A 24,245-nucleotide genomic window follows, 5' to 3' on the forward strand; every position below is an offset into this window, starting at 1 on the left:
CTGCGCCGACTGCCTCCGCCGCCGAGACACCACTTGTCACCGCTTCGCCCGCCAAGCCCGAACCCTCGCCGCGCTGCCCCACGGCGGAGTCGTCACCGTCCACGATGCTGGAACGATCGACCACGACGGTCTCCCTCTGCCCTACGTCGTGGAATCACGAGGCGCTACGACGGCCGCTCGCCGTGCCATGACCGCCACAGCGCGGCGTAGGCGCCGTCGGAGGTCACGAGGTCGTCGTGGGTGCCGTGTTCGGTGATGCGGCCGCCTTCCATCACGGCAATCCGGTCAGCGTCATGGGCGGTGTGCAGGCGGTGCGCGATGGCGATGACAGTGCGTCCTTTGAGTACGGCGGCCAGCGCGCGTTCGGTGTGGCGTGCAGTGCTCGGGTCGAGGAGTGCGGTGGCCTCGTCGAGTATCAGCGTGTGCGGATCGGCCAACACCACGCGCGCCAGGGCAAGTTGCTGTGCCTGCGAGCCGTCGAGTCGCTGTCCTGCAGCGCCCAGCTCGGTGTCCAGGCCGTCCGGCAGCTCATCGGGCCACTCGGCACCGACGGCCGCCAGGGCGGCGTGGAGTTCGGTATCAGTGGCGGTCTGTGCCGCGATCAGCAGATTGTCGCGGACCGTGCCGAGGAAGACGTGGTGTTCCTGGGTGATCAGGACGACCTGCCGGCGCAGCAGGTCGGGGCCGAGGTCGCGGATCGGGGCCCCACCGACCGTCACCGTTCCGGTGCGGGGCGCGTCGATGCCCGCGAGCAATCTGCTCAGGGTGGATTTGCCCGCGCCGGAAGGGCCGACGATCGCCAGCCGTTCGCCCTCCTTCACGCTCAGGTCGATGCCGTGCAGCACATCGCCACCACCGTCGTAGGCATAGCGCACGCCGGTCAACTCGATGCGGTCATCAGCGGGGGCACAGTCGGTGCCCGCGGGTGCCTGGGGTGCCTGGGGTGCCTGGGGCGCGTGTCCCAGCCCTTCGACCCGGGCGAAGGAGGCGCTGCTGCTCTGCAGCTGCTCCAGACGCTGCAAGATCGTGTCCAGCGGCGCAGACAGTTGCCGCAGATACATCGCGGAGGCAACCACTCCACCCAGGCTCATAGCGCCGTGGTCATGCAGTACGCCGCCGATGAGCAGCACACCGACCACCGGAATGACGTAGGAGACGTCCACGGACGGGAGGAGCACGCTGCGCAGGAACAGTGTTCGCATCCGGGTGCGTCGGCACCTCTCGATCGCCGCCTGGCATGCGGAGATGCGTCGCTGCTGCAGTCCGAAGGCCTCGATGGTGCGCGCACCGGAGGCCGTGGTCGCCATGAGCTCCGCGAGCACCGAATTGGCGGCTCCCTCAGCGAGATAAGCGCGGCGCGCCCGGCGCAGATACCAGCGGCCGGCGAAGTAGATGCCGCTCAGACCCACCACCGCGCAGGCGCCGAACAGCGGGTCAAGGGCGAAGACCGCGCCGAGGATGAACAGCGCCTGCACCACGGCGATGAGCACGTCCGGCCCGATGTCGCGCAGGGTGACGGCGACAGACGCGACGTCGGTACTGCCACGGGTGGTCACATCACCCGTTCCGGCCCGCTCCACGACGGATACCGGCAGCGCGAGCACGCGGTCGACGAACCGCTCTCGCACCCGCGCCGAGGTCCGCTCGCCGAAACGGTCTCCCACCAACCGGGCGTAACGCGTGAGCACCAACTGGACAGCCGCGCACCCGACGATGGCGAGCGTGAAGCGGTCCACGGCCGTCGCACCACCGCCCGCCTTGACCGCGTCGATGATCCGGCCCAGCAGCCACGGGCCGGCGAGACCGGCGCCGACTGCCAGCGCGTTGAGGGCGATCAAACCGGCGAAGGCGCGTGCGTCACGGCAGATCAACTCAAGCGCCGCACGGCGTAGATGGGACGGCTCGGCGATGGGTAGCTGCCCGGCCGCCTGCTGTGAGCCGGCGGTCACCGGACGGCCTGCCGGGTCTCTTGTCCAGGGCCGTCCGGGTCCGTCTCGCCCTCCGCGCCGCGCGAGACCAGCCTGCGGTAGCCGGGCTGGCCTTGAAGGAGTTCCTGGTGGCTTCCGGCGGCGACTACCTCGCCGTCGACGAGGTAGTACACGACATCCGCCTGGTCCAGCAGGAGCGGTGAGGTACTGGTGACGACGGTGGTACGACCCTCGCGCACGGCACGCAGCCGGGCCGCGACGGCCGCTTCGGTGTGCGCATCCAGCGCCGAGGTGGGCTCGGTCGCCAGCAGTACCTCAGGATCGGCCAGCAGTGCCCGCACCAAGCGGATGCGCTGCCGCTGGCCGCCGGAGAGGTTGCGGCCCTGCGCATCGACGGGCGAGTCGAGCCCGTCGCGCAGGCCTAGCGTGATGTCGTCCGCCATGGCCGCGCGGACGGCCCAGCTGAGGGCCTCCTTGCTCCGTTCCCGACGACCCGCGACCACCTCGCGCAGTGTGCCGGCGAACAGTTCGGCCTCGCTGTCCGCGACCAGGATGCGGTCGCGGACCTGCTCAAGGGCGATGCTGTCGAGCCGTACCGCGCCCCAGGTCGCCGCCGTGTCGGTGAACCGGCCGAGGCGGTCGATCACTGCAGCGGCCTGCGACGGCCGGGCGCTGACCAGCGCGGTCAGCTTCCCGGGCGCCACCTCGACGCCGGAGACCGGATCGCGCAGTACGGACGGCGGCCCGGGTGCGTCGGCGCCCGCCATAGGATCGGCCGCATAGGGCTCCAGGGCGAGGAAGCTCAGCAGACGCCGTGCGGCGACCAGTCCGCGGCTGAGATCGGAGCCGCCCTCGACGAAGAACGACACCGGCACCACGAGAACCGCGACATATCCGTAGACGGCCACCAACTCCCCCACCGTGATGGCCCCTTGAGCAGCCATCCGGGCAGCAAGCCAGGTGACCACGGCAAGGAACAGCATGGGTAGGCCGACGCCGAGGGCACCAATCCAACTGGTCACCGCCGCAACCCGGTACCCCTGAGCCTGCAGCGCTTGCGAATCGCGGCGGTAACGCTCGGCGTACACCTGCTTGCCGCCAAGACCACCCAGGACACGCAACCCCCCGACGATGTCCCCGAACCGGGCCGCGAGCCCACCCTGCTGCTCCCGGTACGCCATCTGCACCCCCTGCAACCGGCCCAGCAACGGCCCGACCGACAGCGCGAACAGAGGCACACCCAGCAGCACGACCACGGCGAGCAACCAGGAGACGGAGAGCAAGAACACGGCCACGACAGCGTAGGCGACCACAGCGCCGACCCCGGGACCGGTGATGGTCAGCGTGTTCGCCATCACCGCGGCATCACCGAACCCGATCGTGACCACCTCTCCGGCCTCTACCCGTCGCGGCAGCGCGGCCCCCAGCCGCGTCGCGTGCGCCACCACGACCTGCGCCGTACGAAAGGCGGCATCCAACCGGACCCGGGTCATCGTACGATGCCGCATGATGGCCAGCCAGGCGTTCACCACCCCCACCCCCAGCAGCACCACACACCAACCCGCCAGCTCACCCGCATGCCCCGGCTCCAGCCCGTCATCGACCGCGCGGGAGAGCACAAAGGGAGGCAGCGTCAGACCGACCATCCAAGCGCTGCCCAATGCCGCCCCGGCCGCACACCGGCCACGCTGACAGGCGATCAGCCACCACAGATACCAGCCAGGGCCGCGCCGATCCGGAATTCCCGGGGCAATGAATGCATCGGTCATCTACCGCACACTACGGGGCATCCAACACCCTCTCCAGGGTGCCGGTCGCTCCAACTTGCAGGGCCCCGGCATCCTGCCCCGTCTCCGAGATCACCCGCAATCTCGGCATCCCCTCGGGCAAGAACAAAGGCGAACGCCCCTCCGTCGCCACTGTCTTCGCATCCTCGCCAAGGACACCAACAGCACCGAGTGAGCTCGATCGCCCCCACGGCTTCAAGATCAACTCATTGCCCCTTTGACGCGCATCTGAGTCGTGATCACACCCCCACGGGTTTTCGTCAGCTCAGTAAGATGGGATCGGGAGACGCCGGCGCGAGGGGCAGTCGTTCAGCTTGATCGGGCGGGCGGTCGGGGCGCCGATATTCGGGGCCGCAATGCTTCGGTCAATCGGTCAAACACCAAACCCTGCCTACGAGATGCCCTCAACCCCCTGGTCGGCGAGGGCGTCGTACCAGGTGCGGGCGACATCGTTGGCGTCGGTAGCGCGGGACCGCCTGCAGGGGCGGACCGAAGGGCTCCAGCACGGTGAGAAGGGCAACGCGGCGTTCCGTACAGGCGGGCTCGTAGGTCGCGTCCGGGGAGCATCAGGCAGCCGATCGCGGAAGCGCGCGGGTTCCGAGACTCTCGGACCCACTGGAGCCGGAACCCGGGTGCCTCCCCTGGCGTTCGGGCAGCCGCAAGTACGAGTTCAATCGCGCATATGGCTTGTCCGGCCGATCCCACGCCCGCGGCTGACATGCCCGAGAGCGGCCCAGGCGGAGCGCCACCCAAGCTTGGACGGCTCCTGTCATGCCTGCCAGGAGTTCGAGTACCCCTCTCGCAGCGGTCCGCCGATCAGATCCAGGAGCTGCTTCACAGCGGCTGCCAGAGGGGCTGCGTCAGCTTGTTCTGCGACAGTTTGATACCCGTCCAACAGTGCCTTGCCCAGCTCTGGGTCCGCCTCAAGTAGTCGACGAGGTAGCCACTTGCCGATACCCGTCCACGCACCATGGTGGGCAGTGGTGAGCTCGGCCGCTTCCCGCAGCACGTGGTCCGCAATGACAAGTTGCTCGTGGCGGCTTGCCGCGGGTGTATCCATCAAGTCGTCTAGGTAGCACGTCAGCACGTAGCGGCCATGGCGCCACTGATCCGCCGTCAAGGAAGGCGGGCCCAAAGCAACAACTTCCTCTGCTAGCCGGCGAGTGTGGGCTACATGGCCATCAACATCATCCAAGGTCAAACCCTGGGCGTACACGAATACCACTGTTGCCCGGCGACGAGCACGATCCCACTCGAAGAACCTGGAGATGTCCCCTACGGCATTGAGGAACAACTCCACCAGTCTCCCCTCGTGGCGGATGACCTGCCGGCCGCTTCCGGCCGAGTCCGGGAGAAGGACACCAATGTCCAGGTCACTGGCCGACGTGGCGCGTCCCTGGGCGACCGAGCCGCCAAGAACGGCTCCGAGCGCATGCGGGAACAATTCCTCCACCAGCCGACCGGCCTGGGCCATTGCAGCTTCTTGATCACTCATGGATGCTCATCGTGCCAGGCACGGTGCACGGCATCCAGGGCTTGGTTGATCTCTATGTGCCGGACAGCTCAGGGACTTTGGATCCCTCCCGGTGTCCGGCGAGAGGCCAAGGGCGGTGCCTATGGCGCGGTTTCCTATCGGATGCTGGCAGAGCTTTGGCCGGATGCGCAGTTGGAGACTTTCTGAAACTTGCCTGCTGCCTCGAGAGATCAGGGCATTGCGCGGACCGTGAAGGGCAGGGTTGCTCACCTCGTGGATGTCCGTGGCGCGTGCCATGATCCACTCTCATGAATAACCGTTCGCTCTCGTCTGCCTGGCTGGCTTCGTGGATGAGCAGGGTCTCAGGGGTTGTCACTTGACCTGGCCCTAAAGGACCGGGCTTGGAGGTAGTGCCCGGCTGGCTGCTGGGTTGGCTCCTCCGTCCAGACACCCGCTATGGGGTGGCAGGGACGCGTGACTCACGCCCCGCAGTCCACACAGCAGCGCCGCGTGCGGCGATGTTGTGGGAAGCGTTCCGGTCTGCGTGGGCAACGATCCCGCAGTTCCGGCAGATGAAGAGACCTTGACCGACACGGTTGCGCTTGTCGGTGTGGCCGCACTCGCAGCACATCTGCGAGGTGTACGCGGGATCGACGTACACCAGCGGCACACCGGCGCGCCGGGCCTTGTAGACGATGAAGTCTCCGAGCTGGGAGAAGGCCCAGGAATGGAGCGTGACCCGTTGCGGCTTGCGGAGCCGTACCCTCTGCCGGATGCCTGTGAGTTCTTCCAGGGCGATACCGGCCGAGGTGCGTTCAGCCTCGGTCACAATCGTCTTCGCGATGACGTGGTTGGTGTTCTTGGCGTGCCGCTGCTCGCGGCGCGAGCGTTCCTTGAGCCTGCGCTTGGCGGACTTGGTTCGCTTCTTCTGGAGTTTGGCCCGCAGCGTTAGCTGCCGCTTGCGGTACCGGTTGAGGCCGCGCCCGGCGGCCTGGTAGCCGGTGGACGTGGTGGCGATGTTGGCGATGCCGAGATCTACGCCGACGAAACCGTCCGGCTCGTACACGTCGGGCTCGGGTACCTCGCACGTGGCGATCAGGTAGAACACGCCGTCACGTTCGATCAGGTCGGCTTCGCCCTTGCGGAACTCGCGGAGTGTCTTGAGCGACTTGGCCGAGCACAGGAACCGCACACCTTTGAGCCGACCGGCCGTCGTCCAGATGCTCACGGTCTGGGCGTCGTACTGCCACGAAAGGCACCGGTCGTCGTACGGCTGAGCCGCGTTCGGCCGGAACGTGATCGGCTTCGACTCGGCCTTGATCCGGCGCTTACTGCCGGTCTTGCCGAGGTTCCCGGCGCGGATGTTCGCCTTCAACGTGGTGTAGGCGTCACGCGTTTTCTTGATCACGTGTTGTGCCGCCTGAGCGCCGAGCCCGAGTTCCTTGAGCTGCGCATAGGTGTGCTTGCGCAGCTCGTACTCACGCGGAATGCCGCGCTTGAACGCCACCCGCGACACCCAGCACGCGGCCTCGTTAACGGTGCGCAGGGTCGCCGACAGCGCGGCGGCCTGGTCGGCCTCCGGTATCAGCTTCACCTGCGTCACGATCTTCACAAGACGGATCGTAGCATTGATCTATGTCACCTCGATGGGAACCAAACCCCAACATCCGCAGGGGCCGAAGCGTCGTTCATACCCTTCACGCCCACTTGGTCTTCACCCCCAAGTACAGGCGCGGACCCTTCACAGACGAGATCCTCACGCGCTGCGAAGAGGTCATGCGCGCCGTCTGCGCCGACTTCGAAACCGAACTGGTCGAGTTCAACGGCGAACGCGATCACGTACACCTACTCGTGCGCTACCCACCGAAGGTGGCCGTGTCCCGGCTGGTCGGATCCCTCAAGGGAGTCTCTGCGCGCCGACTCCGCCAGGAGTTCCCGGCCCACATCCGCAGGTACCTATGGGGCGCGCACTTCTGGTCGCCCTCCTACTTCGCCGCGTCGTGCGGGGGCGCTCCGTTGTCGATCATCAAGGAGTACATCGAGAACCAGAAGCGTCCCGACTGAGGCAGACAGCGCAGACCCGTGCACCAGCGCGGGTCAGAGCAGCCCAGAGAAGCGATTCCTCCTGGGCGTGAACGCCCAGGGTTCCTCGCTAGAACAAGCTGAACCCGTGAACCCCACCTGGTGGCCTGGGCTGACGTCCGCTCGGCCCGGGCTCGCCAGGTTCCTTCCCGACGTGCGTTCTTGGCACTGTTTCTCGGATCATGTGGGGAGCCGGATGGCGAGGGCTGCGAGGGTGGCGGTCACCGAACGCGGGAGTGGCTTGGATCCTTCCCCCGAGTGGTCGGGCATACCGAGCGGCCAAGTCGGCCATGGGACTCAGCCGAGGGCGCGGTCGAGATTGAAGGCGGCGCTGATCAGTGAGAGGTGGGTGAACGCCTGCGGGAAGTTGCCGAGTTGTTCTCCGGTTCGGCCGATCTCCTCGGCGTAGAGGCCCACGTGGTTGGCGTACGTGAGCATCTTCTCGAAGGCCACACGGGCCTCCTCCAGGCGTCCGGCGCGGGTGAGCGCTTCGACGTACCAGAAGGAGCAGATCGAGAACGTGCCCTCGGCACCCCGCAGGCCGTCCGGGCTGGCCTCCGGGTCGTAGCGGTAGACCAGCGAGTCGGAGACCAGGTCCGTACTGAGCGCGTCCAGGGTCGAGAGCCACTTGGGGTCGGTGGGCGAGATGAACTTGGCCATCGGCATCATCAGTACGGAAGCATCGAGTACGTCGTCGCCTAGCCCTTGGACGAACGCCCCGCGCTCGGCCGACCAGCCCTCTCGCATGATCTGCCGGTAGATCGCGTCCCGGTTCCGACGCCAGCGGGGGATGTCGGCCGGCAGGCCGCGCCGGTTGGCCATCCGGATGGCCCGTTCGATCGCCACCCAGCACATGAGTCGCGAGTAGACGAAGTTCCGCCGGCCGCCCCGGGTCTCCCAGATGCCCTCGTCGGGCTGGTCCCAGTGGTCACAGAGCCAGTCCACCACAGCCCCGACCTCGTCCCAGTGATCGCTGCTGATGGGCTGTCCCCACTTGTCATACAGGTAGACGGAGTCGATCAGCGCGCCGTAGATGTCCAGCTGGAGCTGCTTGGTGGCGTCGTTTCCCAGCCGCACCGGAGCGGATCCAAGGTGCCCCTCGAGGTGGCGCAGCTCGGACTCGGGCAGGTCACTGCGCCCGTCGATGCCGTACATGATCTGCAGCGGACCGGTGGGGCCGATGCCCCGCATGATGCCCCGCTCGGACAGGAAGCCCATGAAAGCCTCGGCCTCCGAGGTGAAGCCCAGGCGCAGCAAGGCGTAGATGCAGAAGGCGGCGTCGCGGACCCACACATACCGGTAGTCCCAGTTTCGCTCACCACCGACCCGTTCGGGCAAGCTGGTCGTCGGCGCGGCCACGATCGCACCGGTCGGCACGTAAGTGAGCAGCTTCAGCGCCAGCGCGGAGCGGTGCACCATCTCCCGCCACCGGCCGCGGTAACGCGAGCGGCCCAGCCAGTGGACCCAGAACCGGACGGTCGCTTCGAACTGCTCCTCTGCCTCGGCGTGAGGACAGGCCCGCGGGCGGACGCGATCGTTGATCTGGTCGAGGGCGAAGACCACGGACTCGCCTTCAAGGATCTTGAAATGCGACCACACGTCCGTGCCGTCGCTTTCGAGCGGTGCGGTGGAGGTCAGCGCCAGTGAGAGCGAGGGGGACTCGAAGACGGCCTCGTGGGCCTGCACGCGCACCGTGTGCGCTTCGGCTCCGTAGCCGAAGCGCGGGGCTATCCGCGCTTTGAACGGAAGAGTTCCCCGAACGCATATCACCCGCCGGATCAGTCGGTGCCGGTCCGCCTCGCGCGATTCGTCGACGACCGGCATGAAGTCCTGGATCTCCGCCACCCCGTCGGCAGCGTAGAACCGCGTGATCAGTACGTTGGTGTCAGGGAAGTAGAACTGCCGCGTCCGTGTCTGCACCTCGGCGGCCAGCTCGAACGATCCGCCCCGGTCGGCGTCGAGGATGGAAGCGAACACGCTCGGTGCGTCGAAGCGTGGGCAGCAGTACCAGTCGATCGTGCCGTTGGTCCCGACGAGCGCGGCGGTACGTAGATCACCGATCAGGCCATGCTCGGAAATCGGCAGATAGCGCAAGCCACCCAGCCGCCCGGATCCGTTCCCGAATTCCATGCCGCCCTCCCGACCGTTTCATTGTGGGCAGGTGCAGGGATCAAGAAGACCTTGTCTTTCATGTTAGATCGTCCTCGGCTGTCGGCACGGTGAGAGTGGGCCTGCCTCCCGGCTCCGATGACCAGTGCTGGCGTGGCTCTTCGCACCGCTGTGCAGTCCACCCGACAAAAGCGGTGGCGGCGTACTGGTAGCGGCGCAGGCCGTGACCGTAGGTGTCGGCGCGTTCACCGAAGTCGTTCAAGTGACGTCCTCCCCGTCCTGAGGGACGGGGATTGCCCTGTGAGGGGGTTCGGCCGGTCGCCCGGCTTACGGGTTCCTGTTTCACGGACCGACTGGTGCCGAGGTCTCCACAGGCTGACACGGGCTGTCCGCCCGCGTGTCGGATGTTCTTCGCCGCGTTGACGTCGGCGTGCTCCGCGTGTCCGCAGCCTGGGGCTTTGCACCGGAACACCGCTTGGCTCTCACGGTTTTGTCCGGCGACGAAGCCGCAGGCGGAACACCGCTGTGAGGTTCCCCCTGTGACCTGGACAGCCTGATACTGGGACGGAAGGTCCCGGAGGAAGCAGTCACAGGTAGTGAGCAAGAAGAGCAACACGAGCAAGCGGTATACGGCCGAGTTCAAGCGGGACGCGGTCGCGCTGGCCCTGTCCTCGGACAAGACCCGTCACCGAGGTCTCCCGGGATCTGGGCGTGAGCCCGGAGGGCCTGCGGAACTGGGTGAAGCAGGCGAAGATCGACCGCGGTGAGGGCCCCGCCGGGGCGCTGACCACGGCCGAGCGCGAGGAGCTGGTACGGCTGCGCCGCAAGGTCCGCGAGCAGGAGGCGACGATCGAGGTCCTGGGAAAAGCGACCGCCTTCTTCGCGCAGCAGAAGACGAAGTAGCCGCGCGCTACTCGTTCATCGACGCGGAGAAGGCATCCGAGGCCAGGCCGGGCGGCCGTTCGGTGGCGTTCTTGTGCCGGGTGCTGAAGGTGTCCCGCTCGGGGTACTACGCGTGGCTGGCCGCTTGGCCGGCCCGGCGGGTGCGGCAGCGCGCGGAGGATGAACTCGTCGCGGAAATACGGGTGTTGCATGCCGCCTCGCGTGGCGCTTACGGGGCTCCGCGTATCCAGGCGGCCCTGGCGCGGGCCGGACGGAGGGTGAACCGGAAGAAGATCGAGCGGCTGATGCGCGAGCACATGTGCGGGATCACCCGGCGCCGTCGGCGCGGGCTGACGCGGCAGGCGCGGCGGGCGGTGTTCGCCGCGGACCTCGTCCGGCGGGACTTCACCGCTTCGCGTCCCGGGACGCGGCTGGTTGGCGACATGACCGAGCTGGTCACCGCCGAGGGCAAGGTCTACCTGGCAACCTGCATCGATCTCGCGGCGCGGGAAGTGATCGGCTGGGCCATGGCCGATCACCACCGGGCCGAGCTGCCGGTGACGGCCCTGCGGATGGCGGCCGGGCGCGGACAGCTCGAGCGCGGCTGCATCATGCACACCGATCGCGGTTCGGAATACACCAGTGACGAATTCCGCAGCGAGATACGGAAGTTGGGCATGCGGCAATCCATGGGCCGTGTCGGCTCCTGTTACGATAACGCCGCCGCGGAAAGCTGGTTCGCCCTCCTGAAAACGGAGATCGGCACCAGCATGTGGGCGACACGGGCCGAGGCCCGCGCCGACGTGTTCCGCTTCATCGAGGTCGAGTACAACCGCAACAGACTCCGCAGACACCCCGAGTTCGGGTACGTCACCCCACTGGAAACCCGGATCCGACTGCGACACGACTTCACCCCCGCAGCGTAAGCACCCGCTGTCCATGACCAAGGGGGAACTTCACTGCGACGTGTATGCGGGGTTCACCTTCACCACGATCGTGCCCGTGTACCGGGCCGCGCTGGTGAGGGAGAGTTCGAGACGGTGCCATCCCTTGTCGAGGATCGCCCGGTTCAGACCCCGCTTCTGCGCCACCCGCGAGCCCGGTTCCGCGAGGGTGCCGGAGGCGGAAGCGGCCATGTTCCGGATCCTGAGGTCTTCGAGGACGACCAGAGCGTTCTTCGCAACAATCCGGGATGCCATCTGCGCGCAGAAGTCTCCGCGCCGATCCGACACGCGGCCCATGACCGTGTTCATAGCGGCGATCACCTTGGCCCGGTTGGCGCTGCCGCGCTTGGACCGGGCCAGGCGCTGTTGTAGCCTGCGGTACCGGGTGCTCTCGCCAGCCGTGATGAACACCCGGTCGTGGAAGTCGCCGTCCGAGGTGACAGCAGCACTCTTCACGCCCCGGTCGATCCCGACCGACGTGTCCGGCATGGCGTGAGCCTGGCCAGCCGTCACCTCAAGCCGGTACCTACGACCAGTCAGCACAAGAACACCCCCCTCCAACTGAGGTGATCAGGCTAACGCGGGCCACTGACACCGCACTCCACCGCTTCACGGCTCCGGCCCGAGAATGAGCTAACCCCTCCCCAAAGGAAGGGGTCTGCGCTCAAGAGACCCGATCATCGAGCGCCAAGGCTGGTCGCTGCTTGACCGATTCGCCCCCAGGGCGGCGAATGTTCAAACCGACAAACAGGTGCCCAACTGATAGTCCTGTATCGGCGGTTGCATCGTGCCAGAGCGAGGGTGGCATGATCCGGCCATGAGCCTCACCGCGCGACAACTCGCCCTGGCCATGTTGGACCGTCAGCTCTTGCTCGAACGCCGGCACCTCGATGTGGCGGAGGCGGTTCGCCGGGTCTGCGCTCTGCAAGCGCAGGCACCAGCGTCGCCGTACCTGGCGTTATGGAACCGTGTGCAGGACTTCGCGCCCGAGGATCTCGACGCAGCGTTCGCGCAGGGCCGGATCGTGAAGGCAACCCTCATGCGGATCACGCTGCACGTCGTCCATGCCGAGGACTACGAGCCCTACCGAGCTGCCATGCTGAGCACTCTGCGGGCGTCACGGCTGTACGACCGCCGTTTCGCCGCGACAGGGCTGTCCCCCACCGACGCCGACACGCTGCTCCCCGAGCTCGCCGGGTTCCTGGAGCGGCCCCGCACCGGCACCCAGGTGGAGGACGAGGTCACAGCGAGGCACGGCGAACACGCACACCGCGTGTGGTGGGCACTACGTACGTTCGCGCCAGTGCATCACGCACCGACCGGCGGCCCGTGGTCGTTCACACGGCCCAATACCTACCGCACCTCCACGGCGGCCCCTGCGGCCACACCGCAGGAAGCCGACGCTGGGGTCCAATGCTTGCTGCTCGGCTACCTGCGCGCATTCGGGCCCGCTACGACCCAGGACTTCGCCCGTTTCACCCTGCTGACACGCACCGCGATAACCAAAGCGCTGCATGAGCTCGGCGACCAGGTGGTACAGGTGCCAGGCCTCGGCCGCGCCGCCCTGTTCGACCTGGCCGACGCTGCCGTGCCCGCCGATGACACCCCGGCGCCGCCGAGGTTGCTGCCGATGTGGGACAGCACGCTGCTGGCTCACGCCGTCCCCGGGCGGGTCATGCCCCCGGAGTACCGGCCCCTGGTTGTCCGGCGTAACGGCGATGTGCTGCCCTGCCTGCTCGTCGACGGGCAGGTCGTCGGAGTTTGGCGCGCAGCCGACGGCGGACTGGAACTGACCGCTTTCCGCAGACTGGGCAAGGTTGCGTGGCAAGGCCTGACCGAGGAGGCGGAAAAGCTGTCAGTGCTGCTCGCCGACCGCGATCCAGCTGTCTACCGGCGCTACGGACACTGGTGGGACAAGGGATTTCCCGATGTCGAGAGGACGATCGTCAAGGGCTGACTGCGCCCGGCGAACACGGCCTATTCGGTGGCGCTGAGAGCCGCGAGCTAGCCGGCCCAGCGGTCCTGGGCGAGCGCGGGCCACCGCATCCGGTACGGCCACGTCAGTGGGCACCACCCTCCCCCTGGGCACCCACACCGTCGCCGTGCGGGCCCTGCACCAGTCCGGCAAGAGCACGACGTCCGCCGCGCTGAATGTCGTGGCGGAGACGACGGTGCCGACCTTCACCACCGCACCGAAGCTCTCCCTGCGCACCGGCACCGTCAACACCAGCGCCGTCCCGGTCACCCTCGGCTGGAAGGCAACTGACAACACCGCGCTGAAATCCGTGAGCCTCCTGACCCCGGCGACGGCCACCTTCGGCCCGACGACAACCAGCTCCAGCCGCACCGCCGCGTCCGGCACGGCAAGCACCTGGTCGATGAAGGCCTACGACTACGCGGGCAACACCCGTACGTCCTCCGCCTCCTTCACCCCGGTGATTCTTCAGGAGACCTCGGCCACCAAGTCCGGTACCTGGACCACCCGTTCCTCCACGAGCTACCTCGGGGGCAAGTCGTACTCCAGCGGTTCCAAGGCCGCGAGCCTCACCTGGACGTTCACAGGCCGCTCAGCCTCGTGGGTGGCATCGCGGGCGTCGAGCTCAGGGCAGGCGTACGTAAACGTCGACGGCGTCAAGGTCAGCACCGTCGACCTGAAGTCGTCCAGCACCCTGTACCGCCAGGCCATTTGGACCAAGACGTGGTCCAGCAGCGCCAACTAGCGCGATCACGAGCCCCGCGTCGGCATCCGGGACGGGCCGCTCGCTTCGCCGTCCTCATGCGTCGACTCGACGTCCGTACTGCCCCCGGATTCCATGGCGAGGCACGGGGCTGAGGCGGGCGGCCGAGTTATGGCTCGGGAGCCAGGTAAAAACCTGCCGGATGCAGAGAAGGCCGCGGTCCCGGGTCCCACCGGGTCCGCGGCCCGCCCCACGGCCGCTCAGCCACATCCCGGGTCCCCCGGCCGTCTCCGTTCAAACACAAGAGCTCACAACCGAGTTGAACGTGTGCGGGCGGCTCCGGAGAACGGTGGCGCTGCCGCCGCCTCGGCCTCCTTGAGTCGAAGGGGGTCGAACTCGGGCTCTGGGCACGGAGTTCACCTCTGCATGCCTGGCGCTCCATCCACTGCCCTGGACGGCACGAAGGCTGCCCAAAACAAAACTTCGGACACTGAGCCCGGAGTGCTCCGTTGCCTCAACAAGGCAGCCCCGCGTACCCCTTGAGTAGCCCGGCAGCCCGGACACGACGGCCTGGCTGCCGTTCGGCAGCGCCTTCGGGTGGCTGCTCTTCAGAAGGCCGCGCCAGGGTTCTCAGGCCGGATGCGTCCTCGCCAGGCGCCTGTCTCTCCCCCGCGCTGTTCGATGTATTCCTTGAAACGGTGCAGATCGCCCTTGACCCGGCGGTCGATCACGCCCAGCATGTCCGCGCCCTTCTCGGCCACCCCGGTGGGTTCGACGTCCATCGTGAGCTCCACCCTGGTGTGCGTGTTGTCCAGCCGCTCGAACCTGACGGATCCCCGCTGCTGGCTCTCGCCGGCGACGACCCGCCAGGTGATCCGGTCGTTCGCCAGCTGGTCGACGATCTCGGTGTCGAACTCCCGCCGTACCCCGCCGATCTTCGTGGTCCAGTGGTTGTGCCGCTCGTCGAGCTGCCGCACCTCCTCGACGCCCTCCATGAAATTCGGGAACTCCTCGAACTGCGTCCACTGGTTGTAGGCGGTGTGGACGGGAACCTCGACGTCCACTGCTTCCTTCACCGTGCTCACGGTTTCCTCCTCGCTGGTCGTTTCGCGCGGAGACTGGCGGCCATCGCCCCTCCGCTCGATGCCGGGTACCCGCGTACAGACTCATGAAGAGCCGAATTCGGCACTGATCCTCCCGCCGACTCGATCGGCCGGGAGAGGGAAGGCCGGACGCGGTAGCCGCGCGCGGGCGGTCTGTTGCCGGCATTGCCAGGTGGGGTGGGCGGATGAGTGGGCGAGCGTGCGGTGTGGCGGCGTGCGTCCTGCTGGCCGGCTGCTGCGGCGGTGGTAGAGCCACGGGACGACGTACGCGACCCAGCGGCCATGTTCGAGCATTCGCTCAGTGCAGGCGCCTACGAGCGTGGTCGCGGAAGAACCGCAAGTACAAGATGGTCCGTTCGCGCTCGGGCAACGCCTGCAGACACGTCTTCACGCTCGCGGTCGACGGCCGTCTCCGGGGCCACATCGCAACAGCCCAGGGTGTCGCCGAGCGAGTAGTCGTCATTCGCACCTGGCAGTTCCACACCCAGAAACACTGCGGCAAAGGCATCCAGAGCCTCGAGCCCGTGCGTGCCGATCGGCACAGCCGAGGCACCCAAGCTCGTCCCCGAAGAGCAAGTCGTCGTCGATCAGCACCGCCAGGCCCTCGGGAAGCACGGGCTTCGTCGGCAGCCCCCAGGACTCCCAGCCCCAGCCCTCACTGGAGCAGAACGCACATGGCGGGCACAGCCTTCGCCCTCGGCCTCGCCCTCGCCCTCGCCCTCGCCTACGGTCCGCCCACCCTCGCGGCGACCAACAGCGAGGTCAAGGGGGCTGGGCCTGGCGGGCGGGCTGCTGTGCAGCTTCACCCCAGTTCGGCTCGGCAGTCGGGATCTTGACGGTGACCGCGGTGTACGGGATCGCTGCGGCCGGCGCCGATGGCTCACGGGTCGTGGTGTTGGCCCTCTACCGCACCGCTCTCGTCGTCCCGGTGGTCATGGTGCTGCTGGGGGCGGTGGTCTCCGCTTTCGGCCTGCGCGGCGCCGGGCCCGCCGGTGGGCGACGGAAGGGCGCGGCGCCTACGGCCCGCGACGAGGTCAGCGACGGCGCTCCGTCGTGAGGTCGACGGGCCTTCTGCGACCCACATTCGCCATGGCAGCGCGGGACCAACGAAAACACCAACGGCCTGCTGCGGCAGTACTTTCCCAAGGGTACCGACCTCGCCGTACACGACCTCCGCAACCTGAGGGACGTCACCCGTCAACTCAACGACAGACCCCGAATGGCCCTCGGCGACCGCACCCCGAAAGAGGCCATGCAAGAATGGGGCATAGCCTTTCATTAAGGCTAATTCGCAACCATCACTCGAAACCGCCCGCGGTCGAGAGGCCGGTTGGACCACTCGGCCATGCCGTCCATCACCTTGTCCGTGATCGTACTGATGGTCGTCTTGGACACGTTGGTGCCGTAGACCTCGGCCAGGTGCGAGGAGATCTCGCCGTGGGTGAGGCCCTTCGCGGACAGCGAGAGGACCATCTCGTCGACGCCGGTCAGCCGGCGCTGCCGCTTCTTGACGATGGCCGGCTCGAAGGAGCCCTCGCGGTCGCGGGGCACGTCGATCTCGACCGGGCCGATGTCGGTCAGCACCGTCTTGGACCGGGTTCCGTTGCGGGAGTTGCCGCCGTCCTTGCCCGCCGGATCGTGCTTGCCATAGCCGAGGTGGTCGGTGATCTCGCCCTCCAGGGCGGACTCCAGAACCGTCTTGGTCAGCTGCTGCAGCAGCCCTCCCTCGCCGGTCAGCTGCAGCCCCTTACTCCGGGCCTGCTCGACGAGCTGGTCAATGAGCTTCTGCTCAACCGCCGCGGTCTCCAACGACGGTTCCGCCTGGTCATCGGCGGCCACGGACTCGGTCACGGTGTCAGTCACTTGATGTCTCTTCCATGATCATCAATTACACCGGTGAGCGTACAGACCCGCCAAGCAGGCCCACCGCGTGTCTAGTTGTCATCCCGGAAGGAGCAGGCGGATTCAAAGTCCCAGCTTGAGTGGACCTTTGAGGTCTGGGACAACCCTGACCCTCTGGTGACTCATCTCTCTGATGACCAAACGCCCCACCTTCTGTTCATCGGCCTTCGATCCATCCCTTCTCTTGCGGGTATCCCCGGCTTCGGCCGGGGCGGGAAACGCATCTCGGGGGCTGCTCTGACCGGTCATGTGTGCACGGGTGTTCCGTCTGTCTTCTTGCGTGTCAGTTGTCGAAGTCGGTGGAGCGGGCGAGCTTTTCCCAGGAGCGGAGTTCGGTGCTGCTGCGGTCGAGGTGGTCGGAGATCGCGTCGGCGGCGTCGTTACCGAGCGGCAGACGCAGTGGCGGCTCATCGGCGTCAAGAGCGGCGAGGATGGCGGCCGCGGCCTTGGCCGGGTCGCCGGGTTCCTGGCCGCTTCCTCCCGGCAGCCCGGAAACGACGGGCCCCACGGTGCCCTGGTAGGCGTCCAGGGTCGCGGACTGCTGCAGTTCTGCGGCGCCCGCGAAGCCGGTACGAAACGCACCGGGCTCGACGATCAGCACCCGAATGCCGTGCGGGGCGACCTCAGCGGCCAAGGCCTCGGAGAGCCCTTCCAGGGCGAACTTGGTGGCGCAGTAGGCGCCGACTCCGGCGAAGGCGAACCGCCCGCCCATGCTGGTCAGCTGCACGATGGCGCCCGAGCCTCGGCGGCGCATGTGCGGCAGCACGGCCCGGGTCAGCGCGGCCGGGCCGAAGAAGTGCAGGTCCATCAGGTCCCGCAGTTGCGCGTCAGTGGTCTCCTCGACCGCCCCCACCATGCCCCGTCCGGCGTTGTTGACCAGGACGTCGATCCGGCCGTGCCGGACTGCCACGCCGTCGACCGCGGCTTGGACGCCCGCGATGTCGGTGACGTCCAGCGGTAGCGCCTCGACCTGGTCCGGGTGCGCGGCGACCAGGTCGTCGAGCAGCGCAGTGCGGCGGGCGGCGGCGACCACGATGTCGCCCGCAGCCACCGCCGCTTCGGTGATCGCCCGGCCGAAACCGCTGCTCGCCCCGGTGACCAGCCATACCTTGTTCATCTTCTTCTCCTTGTGCCGGGTGACCCGCTGTTCTCGGCGGTCCGTGTGTGAACTACCTTGCGGGGGACACCGGTTGCCCGTCCAAGATCCGCTGTGATAGCCGATGGTTATGGACGTTCACGGACGGGACCTGAGGTACTTCGCCGCAGTGGCCGAGGAGCTGCACTTCACGCGCGCAGCCGAGCGGCTGTACGTCTCACAGCCCGCGCTGAGCAAGCAGATCAGAATGCTGGAGAAACAGATGGGGGCCGCCTTGTTCGAGCGCGACCGGCGCCAAGTGCGCCTGAGCGCGGTCGGCGCAGCGCTCCTGCCCCATGCACAGCGCATTCTCGCCGAGTGGGACGCCGCCCAGGAGGCAGTCGCCCGGGCCGTGGCCGACCAGTCGGCCGTCCTCGTCGTGGGGATGAGCACCAGCCCTGGACGCGGGGGTGTACTGCCGGCGATCCGCTCCCGCTTCACCGCCGCGCGCCCCGACGCCCGCCTCAGACTTCACCAGGTCCCCTGGCACGACCCGACCGCCGGGCTCGCGGACGGCACGTGCGACGCGGCGTTCGTCTGGCTTCCGCTGCCCGATCCGGACCGCTACCGGTGGATGGTGGTCGCCGAGGAACCTCGCCTTGTCGCCATGGCCGAAACTCACCCGCTCGCCGACCGGGAGATCATCGACTTCACCGACCTGCTGGACGAGCCGTTCCTCGCCCTGCCCGACAGCGCCGGGCCGCTGCGGGAGTACTGGCTTGCCACCGACGCCCGCGGCGGGAAGTCGGCACTCATCGGCGCGGAGGTGGCAAGCACCGAGGAGACGTACGAGGCGCTCGTCGCGGGTCTCGGCGTGGTCCTGCTGGCAGCCGGGAACGCCCCGCTGATCACCCTCGGCGGAGTCGTCACCCGTGCGGTGAGGGGCATCTCGCCCAGCCTCTTCGCTATGGCCTGGCGCGCCGACGACCACCGCCCGCTGGTTCACGAGTACGCGCGCGCGTGTGAACGGGCGACCAAGCCTTCCCTCTGAGGCGACGCGCAGTCGCCACAGACTCGGATGCCGACGGCGATCAGGCTGAACGTGTGCCGCCTTCGTCTGCTCGCTGACTGGCTGACCTGCGGCGAAACGGTTCACCGGGTTCCTCCGAGGATGCCCCGGCCTTCAGGCCGGGGGGGAATCGGACTCCTGCGGGGCAGGACAGGAAGTAGGGGTTTCGCCCTCAGGGTGAAAGGCCGTCCACCGCGTGTCGGGGTGAGTGAGCCGACGGCGGTCAAGAACTCTCGACTGTCAGTCCTCCCGGGTAGGTTCGGGTGTATGGCGACAGGAGCGATCACGGAGGGGGCCGGGCATGCCCGGTACACCTTCCGTGTGCGCCTGTCGGCCACGGCCCGGCGCGCGCTCGACGCCGAGTGGGATCGCTGCCGGTGGCTGTGGAACGAGTGCGTGGCCAAGTCCAGGCAGGTCCACGCGCAGAGCAGAGCGGGCGGCGAGAAGCTGACGTGCGGTCCGGCCCAGCTCGACAAGCTGCTGACCGAGGCCCGCAAAGTGACGCCGTGGCTGGCTCGAGGCGCGTGCGTGCCACAGCAGCAGGTGATCCGCGACTTCACCAAATCGAGGGCGAAGGCGCTGAAGGACATCAAGGACCGGCTTGCGCAGCACCGCCGGGCGGGGATGCCCCACTTCAAGCGCAAGCGGGACGCCAAGCCGAGCATGAACTACACGAAGCGCGGTTTCCGCCTCAAGGACGGTCGCCTGCACCTCGCGGGCGGGAACGTGCTGAGCGTGGTGTGGTCGCGGGACCTTCCGGCCGACCCGTCGAGCGTGCGCGTGTACCAGGACACGCTTGGGCATTGGTACGTGTCCTTCGTCGCCCCCGCGCAGAGCGAACCGCTGCCCGCCACCGGGCGGGTTCTCGGGGTGGACTGGGGTGTGAAGGAGACGGCCACCACCACGGATGACGCCTACGACCTCCCGCATGCCGGGCACGGCAAGCGGGCCGCGCAGCGGCTCGCGAAGTACCAGCGGATGATGGCCCGGCGCCGGCGCCCGAAAGGGCAGCCCGCATCCAAGGGTTACCGGAAGGCGCGGGCACAGGCGGCGAAGCTGCACAAGAAGATCGCGAGGCAGCGTGAGGACACCGGCCGCAAGTGGGCCACGTCCGTGATGCGTGGCCATGACGGGGTTGCGGTGGAGGACTTCCGGCCGAAGTTCCTCGCGAAGACCACGATGGCCCGCACAGCGGCCGACGCCGCCATCGCCGCGACGAAGCGCGCCCTGGTCGAGATGGGCCGCAAACACGCACGGGACGTCCGTCTCGTCCACCCGGCGCACACCACGATGGAATGTGCGCAGTGCGCAGCGAGAACCAAGCACGCACTCCCTCTCTCGATGAGAACGTATGCCTGCACCGTGTGCGGAGCCGTGTCCCCCCGGGACAAGAACTCCGCCCGCGTGATGCTGGTCCGGGCAGGTTGGAACCCGGACGGTGCCGAGGGCGCAAGACCACCTGAGCCGCCGGCTCGGGTGGCGGCCTGAGCCGTAAATCCCCGCACAGCCCTGGAGGGTAGAGGATCTCCTCCCTTCAGGGAGGGGAGCCTTCAATGTTGTCGTGTCGTCGGCCCGAGCCCGGATGGCCCAGGGCCGATCGCTTTCGTCGATCAGCCAGCCACACCGAGCACCAGAGCGCCCCGCTGATGCGGGAGAAGACGGCTGCCCTGCGCCCGACTGGACGTGAGCGGAGGGTGTCGGGCCGCCCCGGCAGGGGCTTGGCCGCCCCCGTCCCGGCTTGCGACGACTCTTTTACAGCCACACCCTGTCCATGACGCCCTTGTGTTCGCTCCGCTCCGGCCCAGTCAAATGATTCCCACGGCGTTGTTCGAAGCTGCCCTTTGGGGAGCACGTGGCTGCGCGACTCGACGACGGGAGGCGGTGACACACAGGTGGACGACGGTTCGCAGCGGCAGCGGCCGGGCGAGCCCGGCTCGCGTCCCCGCTCCGATCAGGGTGGGCGACGGCGGCGGTCTGTCGTGCCGGCGAGCCGACCCGCCCGGGGGGTGGGGGCGAAGGCACGGGCACGTACGGCTGGGACGGCGGTGCGGCGCGCCGGGGACCACGACGGCGCGGCTGTGAACCGCGGGCTGCGCGTGGCGGCGGCGTACGCATGGCGGCTGCTGCTGCTCGGGGTGGCCGTGTACGCGGTTTTCACGATCCTGGGTCGATTGCAGCTGGTCGGTGTGGCGCTGTTCCTTGCGCTGGTCGTGACCTCGGTGCTGCGTCCGCTGGCTGATCTGCTGGCGCGGCGTCTGCCGAGGGCCGCGGCAGTCGCGTTGAGCGTGGTGGGCAGCCTGATCGTCGTGCTGGGGCTGCTGGTGCTGGTCGGCGGCCTGATCGCGGGGGAATCGACACGGCTGGGGCAGGAATTCTCCGGGGGCATCGGGCGGATCCAACGGTGGCTCGAGGGCTCCCCCTTCCACGTGAGCCACTCGGTGCTCTCGGATCTGCAGGGCAAGGTGTCCACGTTCGTCTCGCAGCACCGTTCGGAACTCATCAGCAGCGTGCTCAGCGGCGCCGGGCGGCTGGTGGAAGTCCTCACCGCAGCGGCGCTCGCCCTGTTCTGTTCCTTCTTCTTCATGCATTCCGGGGACAAGTACTGGTCCTGGTTCCAGGATCTGATGCCAGAGGGCGCTCGGGACACCTGGGGCCGCGCGGGACGAGCCGCGTGGCGCACCTTCGCCGGGTACACGCGGGGCATCATCATCGTGGCGGCATCCAACGCCGTATTGGTCGGGATCGCCCTGTTCGCGCTGCGCGTGCCGCTGGCCCTGCCGCTGATGCTGCTGGAGTTCTTCGCCGCCTTCGTCCCTCTGATTGGCTCACCCATCGCACTGGCGGTGGCCACGGTCGTCGCGCTGGCCGCGCGGGGCCCGGTCATCGCGATCGTGGTGCTCGCCCTGATCGTGATCGTCGGCCAGATCGAAGGCCACGTATTGCATCCACTGGTACTGGGATGGGCGGTGCGGCTGCACCCCGTGGTGGTGGCTCTCTCCGTCATCACCGGCACCATCCTGGCTGGAGTTGTCGGCGCGGTCGTGTCCGTTCCCATGGTGTCGGTCGCCTGGTCCGTGCTCAGCGAGCTCCGCGTCCCGCGTGCCCGGCCCGAGCCGGACCACCCCGGACGCTCGCCGGACTGACACGCTGAGGACCCAGGGTTTGCCGGGCGCCAACTGCACGTCGACCCCCGTCCCACCCGCGGACGAGATCAAGCCGGCAAGGCCACCGGGCGGCGGGCCGCGGTACCGACTCGTTTCCGCACCCCGGCCGCCCCCGCTGCACGAGTCGAAGCCAGCCAGCGGGGTCGGCTGTGACCGATCAGAGAGCGCACCAACCCAGCGCTTCCGCACCGCGGCTTCGGAGTTCTATCCGACGTGGTCTCCCCCAGCGACCTTCGGCGTCATTTCCCGTTCCTTCCGATCGGCGCTCAGGTGCGCCGGATCAGCCCTCACGGATCGTACGCAGACGCGCCCGCCGTCGACCTTCACGACTTCCAGCGGAGCTCGTCGACGGCCGCCGGTCCGCGCGTCGCCTTGCCGTCCTCGAGCCGGAAGACGCTGGCCAGGGGCAGCGGATGCAGCCGTCGGCCAGGACCTTGCCTTCGTCGAGCGGGATTCCGGCGTGCGTGCAGGTGGCCGAAAGCGCGTACAGCGACCCGTTGTGCCAGGCCAGTCCCACTCGGACTCCGTCCGCCGTGCCCCGGAAGGGTTCGCCTCACTCAGGGCGGACGCCCGCAGGTGTCGAAAGCGCCCCTAGTCCAACCCCTAGTCCACCCCTAGTCCTGCTTGGCGTTCCTCTCTTGCTCGATGAGCTGGTCGGCCTTCTGCTGCGAACTCGGCTGGTCCGCCAGGCCGCCCATGACGTCGGCCACGTCTACGCCTGTGCTGTCGAAATACCGCTCGGCGATCTCCTTCTGCTTCGACAGAGCCTGGTCCTTCAGCCATCGCTGGTTGTCCGCGCTGATCAGGTGCATCAGGGCACTGACGGGGTCCGTGCCGTGACCGAGGAGTTCGGTCATGGTGATCTCCTTTGGGTGAAGAGGGTCGGCCCCGAAGGCATTGGGTGACGGCCGCCGGGCGCCGGTAGCGAAAGTCCTGCCCGAGGGATGCATGGGACAGCCGCAGCCCGCACGCAGGCCACTCCATTGAGGGAGCCAGACGGCAGGGGCTGCCTCGTCTTCCCCGGCATCGCCGCACCCTCATCTGCTATCCCAGGCATGAGATGGCTTAACCCGCGCCAGCTTCAGCGGCGTCACCTCCACCTCGGCGCGGAAGGCTACTCACTCGGCTCCCCAGCATGGTCTCTCGTGCGGCCGTGACGTGGTTCGCAACGGTCTGCGACCGCGGAGGGGCCGGCCCGGCCTTCGCCGAACCGGGCCGGCCCACCTGTTCTTCGTACGCCCCTGCAATCGACGGGCCAAGGAGCCACGACGTAGGGGGCGCCGTGTCATCCGGTTGTCCCTCAACCGAAGCCGATGAGACCGCTACTTCGTGAGGGTTGCCGTACGACCACCCTGCGGCCGCGAGATCCGCTGTCTGATGGAGGGGCCGTGGGGGACGGCGCCCTGTTTCGGTCACCCGCCTCGGCGACCAGACTCCTGCTCTTTGCGAAGCCGTCACACCCTTCTTCCGGGGAGGAGGGCCGCCGCAGGACATGGACAGCGGATCCGGACGCGACGTTCAGCCCCCGCTGCGCGTGCCTGGCGGGTCCTTGGGGTCGACGCCGGTGGAGGCGGATGCGTCCTTGGTGCCGCTGGGGCGCTGGGAGCGACCCCGGGGGCCGGTGTCGTGCATACCCTTCTCGTCCCTGTCGGCCTTGCTCTGGTCCTCGCCGCGGCGCGCCCTGCTCTTCACGGACTTGCCATGCGGGTCCCCGGCCTCCTCTTTGGAGACCTCGCGCCCGGGGCCCTTGGCGGGGGCGTGCTGGTCGGGGTGGAAGGAGCGATGGGCGCTCGGGTTGTCCTGCTGACGGGTCTCGTCGACATCGGGAGACCATCCGTGCTGCTTGGTGCCCTTATGCCGGCCTGGGCCCTCGCCGTGCGAGGGTTGGGATGACTTCGGCTGCTTAGCCATGGTCTGGCCTGCCTCTCTGGTGGCGGGAAGAAGCCCCCACCGCGCCTGCCGCGCTCCCCCTGATGACGTGCTCGTGACCAGTAATGCTTGCGTCCGCCGACGGAGTGTCCGACCGCTCCCATGATCCAGAGGATGGC

At 68.0% G+C, this 24,245-nt stretch carries 22 protein-coding genes and 3 pseudogenes; 11 read left to right on the forward strand and 14 right to left on the reverse strand.

Features of this window, described 5'->3' with window-relative positions; genetic code table 11:
* Positions 1–164 precede the first annotated feature (164 nt).
* The 4 genes from OG456_RS39280 to OG456_RS39295 form a co-directional block, all read right to left on the reverse strand.
* The gene (locus tag OG456_RS39280) at positions 165–1,949 is read right to left on the reverse strand and encodes an ABC transporter ATP-binding protein (RefSeq protein WP_266569874.1); all 1,785 of its coding nucleotides are present in this window, start codon (positions 1,947–1,949) and stop codon (positions 165–167) included.
* On the reverse strand, positions 1,946–3,697 hold the full coding sequence (locus OG456_RS39285; RefSeq protein WP_266569875.1) for an ABC transporter ATP-binding protein: 1,752 nt from the start codon (positions 3,695–3,697) through the stop codon (positions 1,946–1,948). The genes OG456_RS39280 and OG456_RS39285 overlap by 4 nt, the downstream gene beginning before the upstream one ends.
* 787 nt (positions 3,698–4,484) lie before the next feature.
* Positions 4,485–5,210, reverse strand: a complete 726-nt coding sequence (locus OG456_RS39290; RefSeq protein ID WP_266569876.1) for a nucleotidyltransferase domain-containing protein — start codon at positions 5,208–5,210, stop codon at positions 4,485–4,487.
* 433 nt (positions 5,211–5,643) lie between these two features.
* Positions 5,644–6,801, reverse strand: a complete 1,158-nt coding sequence (locus OG456_RS39295; protein WP_266569877.1) for a transposase — start codon at positions 6,799–6,801, stop codon at positions 5,644–5,646.
* A 23-nt stretch (positions 6,802–6,824) separates the two neighbouring features.
* Between OG456_RS39295 and tnpA the strand changes: the two genes are divergently transcribed.
* Entirely contained in the window at positions 6,825–7,253 is a 429-nt protein-coding gene (tnpA, locus tag OG456_RS39300; RefSeq protein WP_266569878.1) for an IS200/IS605 family transposase, read from the forward strand.
* A gap of 315 nt (positions 7,254–7,568) precedes the next feature.
* Here tnpA and OG456_RS39305 read toward each other — a convergent pair whose 3' ends face one another.
* Together OG456_RS39305 and OG456_RS50610 are read right to left on the reverse strand one after the other, a co-directional pair.
* On the reverse strand, positions 7,569–9,401 hold the full coding sequence (locus OG456_RS39305) for a glycoside hydrolase family 15 protein (protein ID WP_266569879.1): 1,833 nt from the start codon (positions 9,399–9,401) through the stop codon (positions 7,569–7,571).
* Positions 9,402–9,459: 58 nt separating this feature from the next.
* Positions 9,460–9,996: a zinc ribbon domain-containing protein gene (locus OG456_RS50610; RefSeq protein WP_323136452.1), complete on the reverse strand. Its 537-nt coding sequence runs from the start codon at positions 9,994–9,996 to the stop codon at positions 9,460–9,462.
* Between the two features lie 11 nt (positions 9,997–10,007).
* Between OG456_RS50610 and OG456_RS39315 the strand changes: the two genes are divergently transcribed.
* Positions 10,008–10,283, forward strand: coding sequence for a transposase (locus OG456_RS39315; RefSeq protein ID WP_266570737.1), 276 nt, complete (start codon positions 10,008–10,010; stop codon positions 10,281–10,283).
* A gap of 17 nt (positions 10,284–10,300) precedes the next feature.
* The gene (locus OG456_RS39320) at positions 10,301–11,188 is read left to right on the forward strand and encodes an IS3 family transposase (protein ID WP_266570738.1); all 888 of its coding nucleotides are present in this window, start codon (positions 10,301–10,303) and stop codon (positions 11,186–11,188) included.
* A gap of 30 nt (positions 11,189–11,218) precedes the next feature.
* On the opposite strand, the gene OG456_RS39325 is transcribed toward OG456_RS39320, so the two are convergent.
* Positions 11,219–11,749, reverse strand: coding sequence for a transposase (locus OG456_RS39325; protein ID WP_323136436.1), 531 nt, complete (start codon positions 11,747–11,749; stop codon positions 11,219–11,221).
* Between the two features lie 274 nt (positions 11,750–12,023).
* Between OG456_RS39325 and OG456_RS39330 the strand changes: the two genes are divergently transcribed.
* Both OG456_RS39330 and OG456_RS39335 read left to right on the forward strand, forming a co-directional pair.
* The gene (locus tag OG456_RS39330; protein WP_266569881.1) at positions 12,024–13,163 is read left to right on the forward strand and encodes a winged helix DNA-binding domain-containing protein; all 1,140 of its coding nucleotides are present in this window, start codon (positions 12,024–12,026) and stop codon (positions 13,161–13,163) included.
* A gap of 79 nt (positions 13,164–13,242) precedes the next feature.
* Positions 13,243–13,920: pseudogene (locus tag OG456_RS39335) on the forward strand (N-acetylmuramoyl-L-alanine amidase); the annotation flags it as partial.
* Between the two features lie 572 nt (positions 13,921–14,492).
* On the opposite strand, the gene OG456_RS39340 reads toward OG456_RS39335, so the two are convergent.
* Positions 14,493–14,969 (reverse strand): SRPBCC family protein, encoded by a 477-nt coding sequence (locus OG456_RS39340; RefSeq protein ID WP_266569882.1) that lies wholly within the window; start codon positions 14,967–14,969, stop codon positions 14,493–14,495.
* A gap of 340 nt (positions 14,970–15,309) precedes the next feature.
* A pseudogene (locus tag OG456_RS39345) lies at positions 15,310–15,511 on the reverse strand (hypothetical protein); the annotation flags it as partial.
* 150 nt (positions 15,512–15,661) lie between these two features.
* Between OG456_RS39345 and OG456_RS39350 the strand changes: the two are divergent.
* From OG456_RS39350 to OG456_RS39360, 3 genes and pseudogenes are all read left to right on the forward strand, one after another.
* The gene (locus tag OG456_RS39350; protein WP_266569883.1) at positions 15,662–15,823 is read left to right on the forward strand and encodes a hypothetical protein; all 162 of its coding nucleotides are present in this window, start codon (positions 15,662–15,664) and stop codon (positions 15,821–15,823) included.
* 2 nt (positions 15,824–15,825) lie between these two features.
* The gene (locus tag OG456_RS39355; protein ID WP_266569884.1) at positions 15,826–16,044 is read left to right on the forward strand and encodes a hypothetical protein; all 219 of its coding nucleotides are present in this window, start codon (positions 15,826–15,828) and stop codon (positions 16,042–16,044) included.
* A 12-nt stretch (positions 16,045–16,056) separates the two neighbouring features.
* A pseudogene (locus OG456_RS39360) lies at positions 16,057–16,269 on the forward strand (IS30 family transposase); the annotation flags it as partial.
* A gap of 2 nt (positions 16,270–16,271) precedes the next feature.
* On the opposite strand, the gene OG456_RS39365 reads toward OG456_RS39360, so the two are convergent.
* Both OG456_RS39365 and OG456_RS39370 read right to left on the reverse strand, forming a co-directional pair.
* The gene (locus tag OG456_RS39365; RefSeq protein WP_266570739.1) at positions 16,272–16,826 is read right to left on the reverse strand and encodes a transposase; all 555 of its coding nucleotides are present in this window, start codon (positions 16,824–16,826) and stop codon (positions 16,272–16,274) included.
* A 346-nt stretch (positions 16,827–17,172) separates the two neighbouring features.
* Positions 17,173–18,006, reverse strand: coding sequence for an oxidoreductase (locus OG456_RS39370; RefSeq protein WP_266569885.1), 834 nt, complete (start codon positions 18,004–18,006; stop codon positions 17,173–17,175).
* A 103-nt stretch (positions 18,007–18,109) separates the two neighbouring features.
* Here OG456_RS39370 and OG456_RS39375 point away from each other — a divergent pair, with 103 nt between their 5' ends.
* The 3 genes from OG456_RS39375 (at position 18,110) to OG456_RS39385 (ending at position 22,176) form a co-directional block, all read left to right on the forward strand.
* Complete coding sequence (locus OG456_RS39375) at positions 18,110–19,015, forward strand: LysR family transcriptional regulator (protein WP_266569886.1); 906 nt, start codon at positions 18,110–18,112, stop codon at positions 19,013–19,015.
* Between the two features lie 285 nt (positions 19,016–19,300).
* Positions 19,301–20,521 (forward strand): transposase, encoded by a 1,221-nt coding sequence (locus OG456_RS39380; protein ID WP_266569887.1) that lies wholly within the window; start codon positions 19,301–19,303, stop codon positions 20,519–20,521.
* A 590-nt stretch (positions 20,522–21,111) separates the two neighbouring features.
* The gene (locus tag OG456_RS39385) at positions 21,112–22,176 is read left to right on the forward strand and encodes an AI-2E family transporter (protein WP_266569888.1); all 1,065 of its coding nucleotides are present in this window, start codon (positions 21,112–21,114) and stop codon (positions 22,174–22,176) included.
* A 301-nt stretch (positions 22,177–22,477) separates the two neighbouring features.
* Here the strand turns inward: OG456_RS39385 and OG456_RS39390 are convergent, their stop codons facing one another.
* The 3 genes from OG456_RS39390 to OG456_RS39400 all read right to left on the reverse strand — a co-directional run bounded on the left by OG456_RS39390 (position 22,478) and on the right by OG456_RS39400 (position 24,108).
* Positions 22,478–22,714, reverse strand: a complete 237-nt coding sequence (locus OG456_RS39390; protein WP_266569889.1) for a Rieske (2Fe-2S) protein — start codon at positions 22,712–22,714, stop codon at positions 22,478–22,480.
* 97 nt (positions 22,715–22,811) lie between these two features.
* Positions 22,812–23,054: a hypothetical protein gene (locus tag OG456_RS39395; protein ID WP_266569890.1), complete on the reverse strand. Its 243-nt coding sequence runs from the start codon at positions 23,052–23,054 to the stop codon at positions 22,812–22,814.
* A gap of 661 nt (positions 23,055–23,715) precedes the next feature.
* Positions 23,716–24,108: a hypothetical protein gene (locus OG456_RS39400; RefSeq protein WP_266569891.1), complete on the reverse strand. Its 393-nt coding sequence runs from the start codon at positions 24,106–24,108 to the stop codon at positions 23,716–23,718.
* Positions 24,109–24,245 lie beyond the last annotated feature (137 nt).

Source organism: Streptomyces sp. NBC_01446 (assembly GCF_026340095.1).
GTDB classification, from domain to species: Bacteria; Actinomycetota; Actinomycetes; order Streptomycetales; family Streptomycetaceae; genus Streptomyces; species Streptomyces aureus.